At 40.8% G+C, this 17,449-nt stretch carries 12 protein-coding genes; 7 read left to right on the forward strand and 5 right to left on the reverse strand.

The features are described 5' to 3' along the window. Positions 1–130: 130 nt before the first annotated feature. Complete coding sequence (glmS, locus tag DS2_RS18165) at positions 131–1,960, reverse strand: glutamine--fructose-6-phosphate transaminase (isomerizing) (protein ID WP_035016445.1); 1,830 nt, start codon at positions 1,958–1,960, stop codon at positions 131–133. Positions 1,961–1,962: 2 nt separating this feature from the next. Continuing rightward, on the reverse strand, positions 1,963–2,748 hold the full coding sequence (locus DS2_RS18170; protein WP_035016446.1) for a DeoR/GlpR family DNA-binding transcription regulator: 786 nt from the start codon (positions 2,746–2,748) through the stop codon (positions 1,963–1,965). A 303-nt stretch (positions 2,749–3,051) separates the two neighbouring features. On the opposite strand from DS2_RS18170, the gene DS2_RS18175 reads away from it, so the two are divergent. Continuing rightward, positions 3,052–3,675, forward strand: coding sequence for an MlaC/ttg2D family ABC transporter substrate-binding protein (locus DS2_RS18175; RefSeq protein ID WP_081754333.1), 624 nt, complete (start codon positions 3,052–3,054; stop codon positions 3,673–3,675). A gap of 71 nt (positions 3,676–3,746) precedes the next feature. On the opposite strand, the gene DS2_RS18180 is transcribed toward DS2_RS18175, so the two are convergent. Next, positions 3,747–5,228, reverse strand: a complete 1,482-nt coding sequence (locus DS2_RS18180) for an alpha-L-fucosidase (RefSeq protein ID WP_051480002.1) — start codon at positions 5,226–5,228, stop codon at positions 3,747–3,749. 159 nt (positions 5,229–5,387) lie between these two features. Then, positions 5,388–5,747: an L-rhamnose mutarotase gene (locus DS2_RS18185; protein WP_035016447.1), complete on the reverse strand. Its 360-nt coding sequence runs from the start codon at positions 5,745–5,747 to the stop codon at positions 5,388–5,390. Positions 5,748–5,887: 140 nt separating this feature from the next. On the opposite strand from DS2_RS18185, the gene DS2_RS18190 reads away from it, so the two are divergent. The 6 genes from DS2_RS18190 (at position 5,888) to DS2_RS18215 (ending at position 16,694) form a co-directional block, all read left to right on the forward strand. Continuing rightward, entirely contained in the window at positions 5,888–9,124 is a 3,237-nt protein-coding gene (locus DS2_RS18190) for a glycoside hydrolase family 2 TIM barrel-domain containing protein (protein ID WP_035016448.1), read from the forward strand. Between the two features lie 36 nt (positions 9,125–9,160). After that, positions 9,161–11,026, forward strand: coding sequence for an arylsulfatase (locus tag DS2_RS18195; RefSeq protein ID WP_051480003.1), 1,866 nt, complete (start codon positions 9,161–9,163; stop codon positions 11,024–11,026). 12 nt (positions 11,027–11,038) lie between these two features. Then, on the forward strand, positions 11,039–12,601 hold the full coding sequence (locus tag DS2_RS18200; RefSeq protein WP_035016449.1) for a sulfatase family protein: 1,563 nt from the start codon (positions 11,039–11,041) through the stop codon (positions 12,599–12,601). 186 nt (positions 12,602–12,787) lie between these two features. Continuing rightward, positions 12,788–14,251 carry an energy transducer TonB gene (locus tag DS2_RS18205; RefSeq protein WP_035016450.1) on the forward strand — a complete coding sequence of 488 codons (1,464 nt, stop codon included), beginning with the start codon at positions 12,788–12,790 and terminating at the stop codon, positions 14,249–14,251. Then, positions 14,251–14,787 carry a hypothetical protein gene (locus DS2_RS18210; RefSeq protein ID WP_035016451.1) on the forward strand — a complete coding sequence of 179 codons (537 nt, stop codon included), beginning with the start codon at positions 14,251–14,253 and terminating at the stop codon, positions 14,785–14,787. The genes DS2_RS18205 and DS2_RS18210 overlap by 1 nt, the downstream gene beginning before the upstream one ends. Further along, a complete protein-coding gene (locus tag DS2_RS18215; protein ID WP_035016452.1) occupies positions 14,784–16,694 on the forward strand; it encodes an alpha/beta hydrolase family protein in 1,911 nt (636 codons plus the stop codon). The genes DS2_RS18210 and DS2_RS18215 overlap by 4 nt, the downstream gene beginning before the upstream one ends. Positions 16,695–16,805: 111 nt before the next feature. Here DS2_RS18215 and DS2_RS18220 read toward each other — a convergent pair whose 3' ends face one another. Further along, positions 16,806–17,210, reverse strand: a complete 405-nt coding sequence (locus DS2_RS18220; RefSeq protein WP_035016453.1) for a DUF1801 domain-containing protein — start codon at positions 17,208–17,210, stop codon at positions 16,806–16,808. Positions 17,211–17,449 lie beyond the last annotated feature (239 nt).

A 17,449-nucleotide genomic window follows, 5' to 3' on the forward strand; every position in this document is an offset into this window, starting at 1 on the left:
TAGAGCATTTACGTTAACTCATTTTGGGGCATAAACGTTTTAGAAATGGCAGCATATCTATGTGATTGCTGCCATTTTAGTATGAGACTTTATTACTCTCCCACATGTTTTTCCAGTTGGACGTAATACCCTACTCAACAGTCACTGACTTGGCCAAGTTTCTTGGTTGGTCGACATCCGTGCCTTTAATAACAGCTACATGGTAGCTTAATAACTGTAGCGGAATGGTGTAAACGATTGGTGCGATAATATCTTCAGTTGGTACTACGTTGATTACACGTTGTGTTTCATCACTTTGGAATTTTGCATCGTTGTCGGCAAACACGTATAGAATACTGCCGCGTGCGCGTACTTCTTCTACGTTTGAATGCAGTTTTTCTAATAATTCGTTGTTTGGTGCAACAACAATTACTGGCATTTCTGCATCAATTAACGCGATTGGGCCATGTTTTAATTCACCCGCTGCGTATGCTTCGGCGTGAATATATGAAATTTCTTTCAGCTTTAACGCACCTTCCATCGCAATTGGATATTGGTCGCCACGGCCTAAGAATAATGCGTGGTGTTTATCGGCAAATTCTTCAGCTAAATCTTCAATTTCTTTATTGGCTAATAAAGCTTGTTCAATTTTGCCTGGTAATTGCATTAACGCGCCGCAAATTTCTTTTTCGTTTTCAGCGGTTAAACCTTTTTGTTTCCCTAAAGCTAATACCAAAATAAGTAGTGATACTAACTGAGTGGTGAAAGCTTTGGTTGAAGCTACGCCAATTTCAGTGCCGGCGCGGGTCATAAAGTTAAAGTCTGATTCACGTACTAGAGAAGAACCTTGTACGTTACAAATCGTTAATGACGATAAATAACCTTGCTCTTGTGCCAAGCGTAATGCCGCTAATGTGTCAGCTGTTTCGCCTGATTGTGAAATAGACACAAACAAGCTGCCTTCATGCACATAGAATTTGCGATAACGGAATTCTGAGGCAATCTCAACACTACAGCTTACATTCGCATATTGTTCAAACCAGTATTTAGCCACCATACCTGCGTGATAACTCGTACCACATGCAACTATAGTCACATGTTTAATTTTTGGAATAACCTCTTCAAAGCCATTACCAAAAATACCCGCTTCAACACCTGCAGCAGATAAACGGCCTTCTAATGTTTGACGCACACAAGTTGGCTGCTCGTAAATTTCTTTCATCATGTAGTGGCGGTATTCACCTTTGTCAGCCGAGTCTGCTTTGGCATCGACTAGGTTTACTTTGCGCTCTACTTGCTCTCCGTTTTTATCAAAAATTTCTACCGATTTACGGGTAATGCGTGCAACATCACCTTCTTCTAAATAGATAAAGCGGCTAGTCACTGGTAATAAAGCTAATTGGTCAGACGCAACAAAGTTTTCGCCAATACCTAAACCGATAACAAGCGGGCTACCTGAACGTGCTACCACCATTTCATCTGGGTTTTGTTGGTCGATAATTGCTGTGCCGTATGCACCAGTCACGGTTTGTGCTGCTTTTTGTACCGCAGCAAATAGGTTGTCACTTTCAGATAAGAATTTGTGAATTAGATGCGTTAGTACTTCTGTGTCGGTTTCCGAAACAAAGCTATAACCTTCGCTTGCTAACTCTGCTTTCAACTCTCGAAAATTTTCGATAATACCGTTGTGGACAACGGCAATGCGGTCGTTCGACATATGTGGATGAGCATTACGTTCACTTGGTTCTCCATGCGTTGCCCAACGTGTATGTGCAACACCAGTGCCACCAGCTAAAAACTGCTCGTCTAAACCGTCTGATAAGTTTTTAACTTTACCGACACGGCGTAGTCTTTGTAATTCGCTGTTATTGATTACCGCTAAACCGGCTGAATCGTAACCACGATATTCTAGTCGGCGTAATCCTTCCAATAAAATTTCTGCTACATCACGTTGTGCTACTGCACCAACTATTCCACACATTGTTATTTTCCCGCTTGTTGTTGATTTGTTTTGGCGACCACTAGGGTCACACCCATATTTGAAATTTGTTCTATTGCTTGTTTGCTGATGCCGTCGTCGGTCACCAAATAAGTAATTTGTTGCCAGGTTAGCTCTAGGTTTGGAATGCGCCTGCCTATTTTGTCTGACTCGACCATAACAATCACTTCTCGAGCTTGCTCGGCCATCACTCGGCTTAAACCTATAAGTTCATTAAAGGTAGTTGTTCCTCGGTTTAAATCAATGCCATCGGCACCGATAAACAACTGGTCGAAGTCGTAACTACGCAATACTTGTTCGGCGACTTGCCCTTGGAACGATTCTGAATGTGGATCCCAAGTACCACCTGTCATTAATATTGTTGGCTCGCGCTCTAATTCACGTAATTGATTGGCGACGTCTAGTGCATTAGTCATCACCACTAAACCGGCTTTGTGGTTCAGATGTGAGATTAAACTAGAAGTTGTACGACCACTGTCGATGATAATGCGATTATGATCACGTATAAGCTCGGCGGCTTTGTGGCCGATTGCTTGTTTGGCGGCGGATAAAGCTTTTTCGCCGTCAGTGATCACTTCTTGCGGCAATGGCACTGCACCACCATAGCGGCGTAACAATTGGCCACTTTTTTCGAGTTCTGCTAAGTCTTTTCGAATCGTAACAACTGAGGTATCGAATTGACTAGCCAGCGCTTCGACTGTCACTTCACCGAGTTGATTGACTTGTTGGACGATTTTGTGTCGTCGCTGTTGAGTATTTCGTTTTGACAAAGTTTCGGTTTCTTAAAGTTTGTTTTTATAAGTTTCGTTTCGAAAGTTTGTGCATTTTAAACGAAGCTTTTTGTATTGTGCAATATAAAGGTGAAGTTTTGTGCGGCTTGTCACTCAAAGTGCGCTGAAAGTTACGAGTGTGATTCCATTTAACTGCTGACTTCTATGCCAGTAACAACAGCGGCAGATACAATTCGTTACATTAGTGCACGTAAAGCAACAATATAATGCAAAATAAGATCTAAATATCCGCATAAAAACGGACTAAAATGCCCTCAAGTCATCAAAAAAAGGAAACAGGTTATGTTTAGCCAGACAAAACAATCTAACAGTTTAGTTAAAACAATAGGATGTTTAATACTAACTAGCATGCTAATGATGTTTGCTGCAAATGCCAAAGCAAACCCATCCGATCCCAACCAATTTCTAAACCAAGTTGGGCAAAACTTATTTAGCGAAATAAAACAGCTAAAATTAGACGAAAAACAAAAGCGCATCGCCCTGCAAGAAATAATCGACAAGCAATTAATGCCGCATATCGATTTAACCTACGTATCCTACAAACTGCTTGGCAAACATGTTCGCAAGGTAAATAAACAACAGGCACAACAGTTTGTTAAAGCGGTAGAGCGTTATTTAACGCTAACCTATGCCAATGCGTTAATGTCGTATAAAGGTCAACAAGTTATCTTCGAACAAAATGGCCAAGTTGAAGAAAAATACGCAACAGTTAAAACTCGTATTGTTGACCCAAATGCGCCAGCAATTGATATTCATTTTAAAATGCGCAAAAACAGCAAAGGAGAATGGAAGGTGTACGATATGGTTGCAGAGGGGATTTCGTTGTTAGGTGCTAAACAAAGCGAAATAAGCAAACGTATTTCAGATGTTGGTATCGATAAAGTAATCGCTGAACTCGCCAGTTAATATATTTATCCCGAGTTCTAGTTATTTAAGCAGCCCATTAATAGGGCTGCTCTTTTTCTTGTCTACAACAATTATTTTAGTGTTAACTTAAATACAAACGCGTGCTCACCAACTTTTTGCTTTGGTGGTTCTATCGCCAATCCACTAGCAGATTGCTGCCAGTTAATTTTTTCAGAACTGCCCAACAAACTCACCTGTTTTACAGGATATTCATTCGCCGCTAACGCATTAATCAACACAGTTTCAGTTGGCCAAGCCATCACAGTGGCATACAAAAAGCCATCTTTTTGGGTAAAGCGTATATCTCTTTCACCCATATCTTTATTTTTGTATTCGCTTAAATGCCCTTCTACAACTTGGGCTGGACCTTCTCCATATACATGCCAAGGTCGTGTGCCATAAATAGCCTCACCGTTTTGTTTTAACCATGCCCCCATTTCAACTAAACGCTGGCGCACTGCTTGCGGAATTTTACCTTGAGCTGTCGGCGTTACATTTAATAAAACGCCACCATTTTTACTGACAACATCAACTAAAAAATCGACAAGTCGATTGGTTGATTTGTAATTGGGTTCACTGACATGGCTCCATGAATTCCAGTCGATAGAATCGTCCGTTAACCAAGGAAAGTCTTTCTTTTCACTCATGCGAGCACGCTCTAAATCAAGCACTGCAGAGCCTGGTTCTAAGTCATGGAATTTATATGTCACCACAACATCTCTGTTTTGTTGCTCGGCCGCATTGTAATAATACTGGAGAAAATCTAAGCGATGCTTTTCGTCGATAATGTCCATTTTATTGTCAAAGTAAACCAGATCAGGCTGATACTTATCAATCACCTCTTTAACCTTGTTTAACCACTCAAGCTGAAAATCTTGCTCTGGCAATGGGTCGGTCGGTGTATCAGCCATTACAAAAGTACCTTTTGGAACTTTAGGGCCATATAGCTGGGCATATTCAGGGTTCGACGCGTCGGTTTGCTCATCCCACGTTGGGTACCAAGCGTATTTCCATTGGTGATGAAAAGTAGCGATAAATTTCATATCCAATTCACGCACAGCTTGAGCCATCTCACCCACCACGTCGCGCTTAGGTCCCATTTTAGCCGCATTCCATGGGGTTATGTCACTGTCCCACATAGCAAAACCATCAGCATGTTCACTCACAGGGCCAACAAATTGCGCACCCGCTTGTTTAAATAAACTGGCCCACTCTTGTGGATCAAAATGCTCGGCGGTAAACATAGGAATAAAATCTTTGTAGCCAAACTCATCCAAAGGCCCATAGGTTTGTTCGTGGTATTTGCGAATTGGGTGACCTTGTTGATACATATACAACGAATACCACTCAGTTTTATGCGCGGGCACAGAGTATGGGCCCCAATGAAAATAGATGCCAAATTTGGCATCTAAAAACCATTCTGGAGTTTGGTGCTGTTTAACCGATTGCCAAGTTGCTTGATAAGTCGGTTTTTCAACTTGAGTGTTGCTACAACCAATCAAGCCCAACAAACAAGTTGACAACACAGCTATATTTTTAATTTTAACATTCATAACGCCTCCCGTTTCTGAGCAAACATTATTTTTTATATTCAAAATAATGTACATGACCAATTTTTGTATATTTTTGATAACAAAACCATCACACCTCAGAAAAACCCAACAAATATACGGGTTAACGGGAATTGGATTTTGTATTTTTCCTAATAGTTTTTAGTCTTTTGCTAGCTTTAGGTCATAAATTTTTTCCATTCTCATCCACTTTTCACCGTTTTTAGCCCACTGTAGCGGTTTTTGATATTTCCACATAAGTGTTTCCCACTCTTCGCTCTTTTGTTGCGCCTCTTCAGTTTTGGCTGGTGCATTCGGGTCAAACTCTGCTGTCGTTTCCATAATCATAAATAATCGGTCACCTAAATGGTAAATCTCCATATCCACAATGCCAGCATCACGCATATTTTGTGTTACCTGTGGCCAAGCATTTTCTGGCTTGTGGTAGTCAATATATTCTTCAATTAACTGTGGGTCGTCGTGCAAATCAAGTGCTAAACAATAGCGAATGGTTTCTGACATAAGTGGTTTCTCCAAATTTATTTAAATAAATTGTTAAAAAAGATTGTCGTTAAAATTTATATACTATAAAGTAGATATTATATATAAATTCAAACTTTAGCATTTAAATCTAGTTTATTAAAAAATATAGAGCTATGACAATGAGTATTACCAAATCACCGATAAAAATGAGTATAACGGCCATCGCGATGTGTGTAATGGCTAGCACAACACCAGCCCTTCACGCAAAAACCGTGAACGATTGGGAAAACCCAGAAGTTATTCAAATTAATAGAATGCCAGCTCGAGCGACATCCTATTCGTTTGATACCGTTGAACAAGCGTTGCAACGCGACCGACAGCAAGCACAGTTTTTGTCATTAAATGGTGACTGGAAATTTCACTTTGTCGATAAAAGTGAAGATCGCCCACTAGATTTTTACAAATCGAATTTTAATAGTGCCAACTGGGACACAATTACAGTTCCATCAAACTGGGAACTATTGGGTTACGGTACGCCAATTTATACCAACTCAACCTATCCGATGTTCGAAAAGGTCAATGAGATTGAAGTACCACTCATTACCCGTGATAACCCAGTCGGCTCTTATATAAAAGAATTTAACTTAGATAAATCTTGGTTAGATCAACAAATTATCTTGCACTTTGGTGGTGTTACCTCAGCCTATTATGTTTGGGTGAATGGCGAAAAAGTCGGTTACGCACAAGGCAGCCGCTTACCTTCAGAGTTTGATATTAGCGAATATGTTAAACCTGGTAAAAACAAAGTTGCTGTGCAAGCATTCCGCTGGAGTGATGGCAGTTATTTAGAAGACCAAGACCACTGGCGATTAAGCGGCATTCACCGTGAAGTGTATATCACAGCACAACCAAAAGTAGCCATTAACGACTTTTATGTTCGCACTAAGTTGAATGATCAATACAACCAAGGCAAGTTAGAAATAAAACCTCGCTTGACCAATACCAACAAAACAGACTTAACTGGTTGGAAAATCCACGGTGAGTTATTTGATGCAGTAAACCAACCTGTTGCCAACAGCAAAATGACCGCTGATGCTAAACGTGTCGCGCGTATAGCCTTTCCACAACGGGATAACTTCTTATTTGGTGATTTAGCGGCTGAAATTGATCAACCTAAATTATGGACAGCTGAAACCCCGTATTTATATACGCTGGTGTTAACTTTAACGGATAAAACAGGCAAGGTAGTTGAAACACGTTCAACCCGAGTAGGTTTTAGAGAAGTTGAATTTGGTGCAGAAGGCGAATTGCTGATCAACGGCAAAAGTGTTGAAATTATTGGGGTGAATCGTCACGACCACGACCATAAAAAAGGTAAAGCTTTATCACGCGAAGACCTAGAAGAAGATGTTAAGTTGATGAAGCAATTTAACATTAACTCAGTTCGCACCGCGCATTATCCAAACGACCCATACTTCTACGAATTGGCCGATGAATACGGCATTTATGTAATGGACGAAGCCAATATCGAATCGCACGGTATCGGTGGTTTACCCGCTAATCTAGCTCATTGGAATCATGCAATGATGGACAGAGTTCAACGCATGGTTGAGCGAGATAAGAACTATCCATCAATTATCTCTTGGTCTATGGGTAATGAATCTGGCACTGGCCCGAACTTCGCATCCATGGCGGCTTGGATTAAAGACTACGACCCATATCGTTTTGTTCATTACGAAGGTGCACAAGGTGACCCAACACATCCACTTTATGTTGGATTATCCGAGCGTTGGACAACTAAAGAGGAAGCTGCTCAATATCATACACCACTAGCTAACCCAACCGATCCTAAATGGGTTGATGTTATTAGTCGTATGTACCCAAGTATCGATGAGTTAGTTGGTTTAGCAGAAAGCCCACATATTAATCGTCCAATATTAATGTGTGAATATGCACATGCAATGGGCAACTCAGTTGGTAATTTAAAAGAATATTGGGATGAAGTTTACGCCCGTAAAAACTTAATTGGTGGCTATATTTGGGATTGGATTGACCAAGGGTTAGAAACTAAAAATGACAAGGGTGAAACCTACTTAGCTTATGGTGGTGACTTTGGTGATACGCCTAATGACGAGAACTTCTGTATAAACGGTATTATTGACTCGTATCGTCAAGCAAAACCGCAAATTCATGAAGCAAAATGGGTATTCCAACCTGCTCAATTCACTAAATCAGACTTTAGTGACACGAGTGTAACCATTAAAAACCGTTACGCATTTACCAACTTAAGTAAATACCAACTGAAATGGGCATTAGAAGCCGATGGTGAAACAATTCAGTCCGGAGCTAAAGTTGGATTAAATATCGCACCAGGCGAGAGTAAAAATATCCAGCTTGGCTATGAGAAGCCTGAAATAAAAGCCGGTGTAAATTACACCTTGAACCTGTCTTTCATTACAATAAATGATGAAAAATGGGCAAAAGCGGGTTATGAGGTTGCTCAACAACAGTTTGTAATGCCTTGGAAAAAAGAATTAACCAAAGCCAAAGCAGCAGGTTGGATTAAACAGCAAAACAAAGGCCAAACAACAGAAGTAACAGGTCAAGATTTCCGTATCAACTTTAACCAGCAAACGGGTTATTTAACGGCACTAACCTATAAAGGTGAAGACGTTATCACTCAGCCTTTAAAACATAACTTCTATCGCCCACAAACCGATAACGATCGTTTAGGCTGGTTAACGGACAAAAATCACGCTATTTGGAAAGCCGCAAGCGATTCGATGCAGCTTGAAAGCTACCAAGTAGATAGCTCAAATGAGCAAGTCACAATAAAAACCAAACACAGCCATGCTGGTAAAATTAGCGTAGCCACAACGTATGTTATTGATGCTGCTGGCTCAATTCACGTTGACTACAAATTAACAGCTGATAAGTCGTTACCAAGTGCAATCCGTGTTGGTATGTCTGCAGGTGTTGCCAATCAATTTGACCATATGTCGTTCTTTGGTAAAGGGCCATTCGAAAACTATGCAGATAGAAACTTTGCTGCTCGCCTAGATTTATACCAAGGTAAAGTAAACGACTTTATATATGAGTATGTTATGCCGCAAGAAAACGGCAATCGCACAGATGTTGATTGGTTAAAACTATCCAATCACAAAGCGGCAATAACAATTGATGGTAAACAACCACTTAGTATGTCGGTATGGCCGTGGACACAACAACAGTTAGACGAGGCAAAACATCCTTACGAGCTAACACCAAATCAATTCAACACAGTTAATATCGACCTTGTGCAAGCAGGCGTTGGTGGCATTGATAGTTGGAGCGCCAAAGCCGCACCAATCGAGCAATATCAGTTAACTGAGGGTGAATACCAATACCAATTCACTATAAGTGTTCAAAGCAACTAACTTGAGTAGGAGGATGGCAACATCCTCCTTTTTTGAATGAAAAAAGTATTAACTAAACTACTCATATCAGCTTTAAGCGCCACCAGCTTAACTTTATTAGTCGGCTGCACAGGCGATAAAACAGTAAATAGCGCTGAACAAAACACCACAGACAAACCAAATATTGTGTTGATTATGACCGATGACCAAGGTCATGGCGACTTGGGTTATCACAACAACCCAATTATTCAAACACCAAATTTAGACAAACTTGCACAGCAAAGTGTGCGCTTAACCAATTTTCATGTAGACCCCACCTGCTCGCCTACTCGCGCTGCGCTATTAACGGGTAAACACTCACTAAAAGCAGGCGTATGGCACACAATTTTAGGCCGTTATATGTTAGGCCCTGAGCATGTCACTATGGCTGAGCAACTTCAACAAAATGGTTACACAACGGGTATTTTTGGCAAATGGCACCTAGGTGACAACTACCCGTATCGACCACAAGACCAAGGGTTTGATGAAGTATTTATCCATGGCGGTGGTGGTGTCGGTCAAACACCGGATTATTGGGGCAATACCCAATTTGACGATACCTATTATCGCAACGGCAAAGAAGAAAAAACCCAAGGTTATGCAACCACAGTATGGTTTGATGCAGCAATAGAATTTATCGAGCAAAACAAAGGAAAACCAACCTTCACCTTTATTCCTTTAAATGCGCCGCATGGCCCATACAGAGCGCCAGAAGAATATATTACCCCTTATTTGGAAAAAGGGTTAAATCGTTCAATGGCGAGCTTTTATGGCATGATCACCCACATTGATGATCAAGTCGCACGTGTACAAAATCATCTAAAACAAAGCGGTGAGCTCGACAATACCATTTTTATTTTTATGACCGACAATGGCAGTTCATATCGCCCAACCAAAAACGATTTAAGCCTAACAAAAGGCCATGAACATTTAGGTGAAAAATATCCTAATTGGATACCCAATAGCGGTATGCGCGGCTATAAAGTATCCGTATTTGAAGGTGGCCACAGAGTGCCGTTTTTCTTGTCGTACCCAAATGGCAAGTTAGCAGCCAAAGATGTAACAACATTATCAGCACACTACGATGTATTACCAACTTTGCTTGAATTGGCTGGTTTGCCTGCCAGTGAGCAAGACATAGACGGCACCAGTTTAGTAAAAGCCATGCGCCAAGGCACAGATGAAAGTTTAAAAGACCGCGCTGTTGTAGTGACCAACCAGAGGGTTTATCACCCTGATCCAACTCGACCAACTGCAGTTGCCAAAGGCGATTGGCGTTATATTGAGGAATACAGCAAACAGTTTTTATTCAATCTAGCGGATGATCCAGGCCAACAAAATAATGTTTTAGAGCAACACCCATTGGTTGCGGTGGAGCTACAAAATATCAAACATCAATGGTGGTCGGATATGAAAAAAGCCGGCTTTAAAGACAGATACATTGGTGTAGGGTATGAACAAGAAAACCCTGTTCGATTAAATGCAATGGACTGGATGGAAGTACCAGAAGGCCAAGCTGTACCTTGGTTTATTGGCCATCAAGCACCTGCAGATGAGTGGGACCATGTTCACTGGTTAACCAAAGAAGACCAATACCAAGCATTGCCTTGGTACATAAAAGCTAAACAAGCAGGTACCTACCGCATAAAACCTTACTATCACGATATTCCTGCTGGCACACCAATACAGAAAAAATATTGTGTGATAGATGCCAATGGCAAAATTTATGTTGAACGAGTATGGGGCCGCGCATCTCACTGTGTTGTAGATGTACAGTTACAGGCAGGTGAACAGAAAATTAGCGCATGGTACACTGACAACAAAAAACAGTTAACTAAAGATAAAGCCGCTTTTTACCTGTATATAGAACTCCTATCAGAATAATTGGATAGAAAAATGATAACGATTAAAACTTTTTCAAAATTAAAAATTTGTGCTGCAATCGCGGGCTTAACCGTTTTAGCAGCCTGCCAAACTGCAACACAAACCGCTAAAGTCGACGAGCGAGACAACAAACCAAACATCGTCATTTTTTATGTTGATGATTTAGGCTATGGCGACTTAAGCAGTTACGGTGCAACACAAGTGTCTACCCCAAATGTAGACGCCCTTGCAGCCAATGGCATTCGTTTTACCGACGCACATAGTTCAGCAGCCACCTGCACACCTTCAAGGTATTCATTGCTAACTGGCGAACATGCATTTCGTAAAAACGCCAAAGTATTAAAAGGCGACGCAAAAATGCTGATTGAGCCAGGTTCATACACCCTACCAAGCATGCTGAGAAAAGCAGGTTATACCAGTGCAGTTGTAGGAAAATGGCACTTAGGTTTAGGTGATGGTAAAAATCCACTTGATTGGAATGCCGAAGTAAAACCAGGGCCACTAGAAATTGGTTTTGATTATAGCTATTTGCTACCAGCAACAGGCGACCGTGTACCTGCCGTTTATTTAGAAAACTATCGTGTAGAAAATCTAGATAAATCTGATCCACTATATGTGAGTTACGAAGGAAAAATTGGCGATCGCCCAGTTGGTCGTGAAAATCCAGAACTAACGCGCCAATTAGCCGACAATCAGCACAACGATACTATAATCAATGGCATTAGCCGCATTGGTTACATGCAAGGTGGTCATTCAGCTGAGTGGAAAGATGAAGACTTCTACACAAAATTTACTGACAAAGCCAATCAGTTTATTGCGAAAAATGCCGACAAGCCATTTTTCTTATTTTTCCCATTCCACGATATCCATGTACCAAGATTGCCGAATGAAAAATTTCAAGGCGCAACCGATATGGGGCCTCGTGGCGATGCAATCGTGCAAATGGATTGGATAACAGGGCAAATTGTTAAACAGCTAGAAAAACAAGGCGTATTGGACAACACCATAATTGTATTCACCAGTGACAATGGCCCAGTATTAGACGACGGCTATGCTGACCAAGCAATAGAAAAGTTAGGTAAACACCAACCTGCAAGCATCTATCGCGGCGGTAAGTACAGTGCTTATGAAGCTGGCACACGTGTACCAACCATTTTGCATTACCCAAACAAAGTTAAACCAGGTGTGAGTAATGCACTGATGAGTCAAATCGATATATACGCATCAATTGCTGCTTTGCTTGGCATCAAACTTAATAGCGACGAAGCAATAGACAGTGAAAATCATTTAGCCGCGTGGTTCGACTCAAACGAAACTGGCAGAACAAGCTTAATTGAAGAAGCCTATACATTAGCGCTGCGCCAAGGAAACTGGAAATATATAGCACCAACTAACACCAAAACACCTTGGGTAGAAAATGACAAAGGCATTGAGTCTGGTTTAAACCCACAACCACAGCTTTTTGATTTAACCACAGATCCAAGTGAGCAAGTGAATTTAGCCACTGAAAAACCAACTTTGGTTGCCCAAATGGCAAAACAACTTGAGCAAATGACTCAACGAACCAGTCGTTAATCGTCCATCCTAGCTCCTCAAAATCTCGTTTAAAGTTGATTCGGTTCGGCTTTAAACGAGATAAAAATTTGCACAATAAATTAAACCTACTTTAACCTTTTATTAATTTGATGTATCTTAATATACAACTTAAATAAACATACTAGATTTAACAATCTACATCCATAAAACTATTAAGGAAGATAGATGAAAAAGCATAATTCTATAGTTCGCTCTATTGGTTTAGCTTTAACCTTATTTACCGTCCTACCCGCCCAAGCTAGCTTTGTAAAAGCTCAAGAATATTTAGCTGAAGAAGACCATAAAAAAGCGCTGAATGCCTTTTTACAATCAGCCAAACTAGGTCATGCTGATTCACAATTTAACGCTGCAGTTATCTACTTTCAGGGGCTGTCAGGTGAAAAAGACTTAATTAAATCATTTAGTTGGATGGCGCTAGCAAACGAATATCAATTCCCAAACTCAGAAACTTTTGCCCAAGAAATTTATGCGAGCATACCTGCTGAGCAGCAAGAAAAAGCCATTGAATATGCGACCGAATTAGTCAAAAACTATGGCCGCCAAATTACCGAAGCTAAAAAGCTACCAAAAATTGAAAAAAGTCCCATAGCAGCACAAGTGATAGTTACGCCTGCAGAAATGGTAAAAAGAGGCCAACTAACTTATTCGGGTACTTCAAGTACAATCGCCAAAAATGAAGCGCTTATTCGCGCTGCTATCCGAAATGGCAATCCAGATATATTTTATAAACAAGTTCAAAACCTAGACGCAGGCATGGTAGAAGTTCAATTTGATGTCGGCACTGACGGTAAAGCCAAAGACTGGGACGTGCTATTTAGCTGGCCAAACAATAAATTTGTTGAAGGTACGCTTAACGCCATCAAAGAATCTAAATACACACCAGCTAAAAACGAATTTACCTCAGTTACCCAATATGGTTTAACTTACCATGCAAGTTTTGGCCAAACGGGTGTAAATGATTTTCGCCAGGGCTACCCGCATATTTATAAAACCTTTCGTTCAGTTCGCCGTATGGCAAATGACGGTAATCCTAATGCTAAGCACACCTATGCTAAGCTATTGAGAGCGTACAAACATATACTCGACAAAGAAAACTACGAAGACTTTGAAGCTGTATTAAAAGAAGCAGCTGAGCTTGGCCAATTGGACGCACAATACGACTACGCCATGCTCAACATATACGTAAACCGACAAGCTGAATTAGGTTTACCTTGGTTAATTAAAGCGGCCAAAGCTGGTCACATTCAAGCTCAAGGCCGTCTAGGCGAATTACTACTTGAACCACCCACGGCTTACATTGAGCAAGACCTAACTAAAGCCAAATTTTGGTTGGAATTAGCCGCAAATCAAAACGACTTTCGAGCACAGCAAAAATATATCGAAATGGAATTACTTAACAATAATAACCAAGATAAAGAGTTTGCTAAACAAGCACTTGATTGGTTGGAAGACATTGAAGATGACGGCGAACCAACCCCATTCACCTATTTTTTACTCGCCAAAGTAAATGAAATTCTAGATGACAAGGGTGATGCAAAAGATTGGATGAAAGACGCAATAGCCAGTGCTAAACAACTTGGCTGGGCAACTAAAGACTGGCAAGCCTACCAAGAGAGTTTAAACAACTAATGTTCAAACTGATTAGCACTATGCTGGCGGCACTTATGCTTGCCAGCTGTGGCAGCACACTGCCAGAATTTGGCCAAGACCGTAGTATCAATGTGGATGACAAAACAGCCTTTGTTGTATTTGCCGTTGAATCCGATTCGATAATTGAATCACTGAGAATTAGCGGCACTGGGTTTTATAAAATGCAATTTGAGCCAAGTGATGGCGAAGTAAAGTACGTGTTGGCACAAGTCAGCCCAGGTAGTTATCGTTTTTCACAATTTAAATCAGGCATTCGTGACTATCCGTTTAAAGAAACAGACTGGTGGAAATTTAACGTTAAGGCTGGTCATATTAACTATGTTGGTCATCTAAAACTTTCAGAAAGCTTTGTTCTTGGTGAGTTTTTTCCGCCAATTATCATAAATGAATCAGCCAGCGCTTTAATTTATTTGCAAGAGCACTACCCATTATTAAGTGCAAACCTACCCGTGCGTTGGGGAGGCTTTGGTCAGGATGAATTTTTACAAAGGGTTACGGGACAAAACAGCAAATGAGTCTATTTAAAAAATTAATTTTTATGGTGCTGCTAGCCGCTAGTGTAATTGTGCCTGTACAAGCGGAAACGAACCAAGTGCAACAACAAATATTTGCATCAGCAAGTATAGCAACGGCCGCTTTAAACCCTGCAGGTACATTAGGGCTATTTTACGGTTACGAAAAAAGCAAAGCTCAGCTATTTATTTTTGATAGCCAAACTCAAACAAGCAAGCAAATATTTAGCAGCAAATTGGGCCAAAAAACTCGTATTCAAGACGCAGTATGGGTAGACGACAAAACCATATATTTTCGTTTAGTCGACACTTGTAAAAGCTGTAATCAATTTAAGCAATTTTTCGTATTTGTTGATGAACGTCTGAATAGCCAACTTGAGTCATTTAATACCCGAGGTTATTTAATTAACCCGCTGCGCGATAAAGCAAACCAACTTATGTATGCAGCTTGGGTGAGGCAAAATACCAAATATCAACTTGAAGCCTACAAAGTGACAGTTGAAGATATTATTAAGTCACGCTTTAAACGCGACAACCGCATTGCTGACCACCTAACCGATGTACGCCGTTATTGGGCTGACGATAATAATCAACTTAGGTTTGCCCAAAGTCACGACAAAGAAGAGCTACTGACAACTTATTGGTTATTAGACGAGGATAACGACTGGCAAAAGCTTGAACAAATAGACAGCCGGTTTTATGAATTTACCCCCATAGGATTATTAGCAAACGGCGCCCTTGCGGTATTAACCAATATTAAAAGCGACAAAGTTGCTTTATACGAATACAACTGGCAAGAGCGTGACCTGGGTAAACTAATTTATCAACATGCTGATTACGACTTAATTTCAGCCGAGCAAAACACAAAAAACAAACAAATTGATTGGGTTGGCTATTATCAAAATGGAGAATACGTTAAGCATTATTTTTCGCAACAACTGGCGGATAAACAGGCTTTGTTAGAAAGGTCCTTTGCACCTGACAACGCTTATATTGTGTCGTCAAACAATGCGGATGATAAACACGTTTTGCTGATTACCTCTAGCAATAATTCAGGCAAATATTACCTATACAACCAAACCAGCCAACGAGCTTTTTTGTTGGGTGCTAAATATGAAACACATCAAAACTTTGAGTTTCAACCTAGCCAAACGCTCCAAATAAAACACCCAGATGGCCATCAAGTAGAAGCCTATTTAACACTGGCAAACCCACAAACCGACAAAAAAGTACTGCTGGTTAACCCACACGGCGGACCAATAGGTATAAGAGACACACAACACTTTAGTCGCACCACCCATTATTTATCGCAAATCGGTTATTCAATATTAAAAGTGAATTTTCGCGGCTCTGAAGGCTTTGGCCGAGCGCACAAAAATGCTGGCCGCGGCCAATTTGGCATCGCGATTGAAGAAGACATAATGGCAGCGCTTAAGCTGGTTAAACAGCAATATCAATTTAACAAAACGTGCAGCATGGGCGGCAGCTATGGCGGATACTCAGCCGCCATTTTAGTGATAGACCACCCAACAGAGTTTGATTGCGCCATTGCACGTTTTGGCGTATTCGACTTAAACCTGCTGCTAAACGATATCAACTTCAAACAAGAAGAAAACATACAGCGAATTATTGGTGAAGTCGTTGGCACAGATAAAGCGTTACACCAAAGCCGCTCACCCGTTAATTTAGCCAATAAAGTAAGCGTGCCTATTTTGTTAACTGCTGGTTTAAAAGACCAAAGGGCCACAGCAGAGCACACCAAACGCTTTGAATATATGCTGAAAAAACATGGAAAAGCGGTTGAAAGCTACTACATGCCAGATGTTTGGCACGGCCATCGAAACCGTGAAACCATGTTAGAAGAAATAGATGTAATCGAAGCTTTTTTACAGCGGGTGCTAAATCATTAAAACAAGTAGGTCTGGTAAGCCGGAGGCGCACCTGACAATGTCGTGGTAAGCCAGTGGCGTACCCAACATATAGGTACCCTCGCCCTCTAAGCTACCGGATCATGTGAATTGTTATGCACCTAAAAGAGGTAAATTTTTACGCTGATGATAAGTTAAAGCTAACTCTAAACAGGATCTAATTACGCTTTCTGGTATCGGTTTCGATAAAGATAGAACTATTGCTCTATTTCCCTGAAATACCAGTTCTTCGCCATACAATTCCCGAAATGTATCGACGAGCTTGGTTTGGCAATTAAAGTAAAGGTAGTAATTATTAGGAGACTTGGGTTTCCAGTCCATTCTTAACGGACTGCCTAATTTTACACTGTAGCTTGGTTCACCCCATTTTAGAGTTTCATCGACATCACCAAGATCCAACTCACATGCTATTTGAAAGACTAGATTTCGTAGCCCCGCTAATCTAACACGAGCATTCTCTGGGTATTCATTGAAGCGCTCTTTGACTGCCTTGTTCACTGGAATCTCCTATTCACCATACGAAGCGGTAGAAAAAATATAACGGCCATTGACCGTGTACCTTTGCTTAACCTTTTCTGTTGACCTTAGAATTGGCATGTTATATTTACCGCACTTCAACGTACAACACTACCCAGTACTTAAAGGTTTATCCGTTTTATATCGACTGCTTTGTGCCTAAATCGAACCTTCATGCGTAACTCGTTTGTGCCCCAAAATGAGTTAACGTAAATGCTCTA

This window comes from Catenovulum agarivorans DS-2, assembly GCF_000568405.1.
In the GTDB taxonomy this organism is placed as follows: domain Bacteria; phylum Pseudomonadota; class Gammaproteobacteria; order Enterobacterales; family Alteromonadaceae; genus Catenovulum; species Catenovulum agarivorans_A.

Coding starts and splice junctions, on each gene's coding strand:
- DS2_RS18190 (WP_035016448.1), top strand. CDS start 5,888: ATGAGTATTACCAAATCACCGATAAAAATGAGTATAACGGCCATCGCG.
- DS2_RS18195 (WP_051480003.1), top strand. CDS start 9,161: ATGAAAAAAGTATTAACTAAACTACTCATATCAGCTTTAAGCGCCACC.
- DS2_RS18215 (WP_035016452.1), top strand. CDS start 14,784: ATGAGTCTATTTAAAAAATTAATTTTTATGGTGCTGCTAGCCGCTAGT.
- DS2_RS18180 (WP_051480002.1), bottom strand. CDS start 5,228: ATGAATGTTAAAATTAAAAATATAGCTGTGTTGTCAACTTGTTTGTTG.
- DS2_RS18205 (WP_035016450.1), top strand. CDS start 12,788: ATGAAAAAGCATAATTCTATAGTTCGCTCTATTGGTTTAGCTTTAACC.
- DS2_RS18200 (WP_035016449.1), top strand. CDS start 11,039: ATGATAACGATTAAAACTTTTTCAAAATTAAAAATTTGTGCTGCAATC.
- DS2_RS18185 (WP_035016447.1), bottom strand. CDS start 5,747: ATGTCAGAAACCATTCGCTATTGTTTAGCACTTGATTTGCACGACGAC.
- DS2_RS18210 (WP_035016451.1), top strand. CDS start 14,251: ATGTTCAAACTGATTAGCACTATGCTGGCGGCACTTATGCTTGCCAGC.
- DS2_RS18175 (WP_081754333.1), top strand. CDS start 3,052: ATGTTTAGCCAGACAAAACAATCTAACAGTTTAGTTAAAACAATAGGA.
- glmS (WP_035016445.1), bottom strand. CDS start 1,960: ATGTGTGGAATAGTTGGTGCAGTAGCACAACGTGATGTAGCAGAAATT.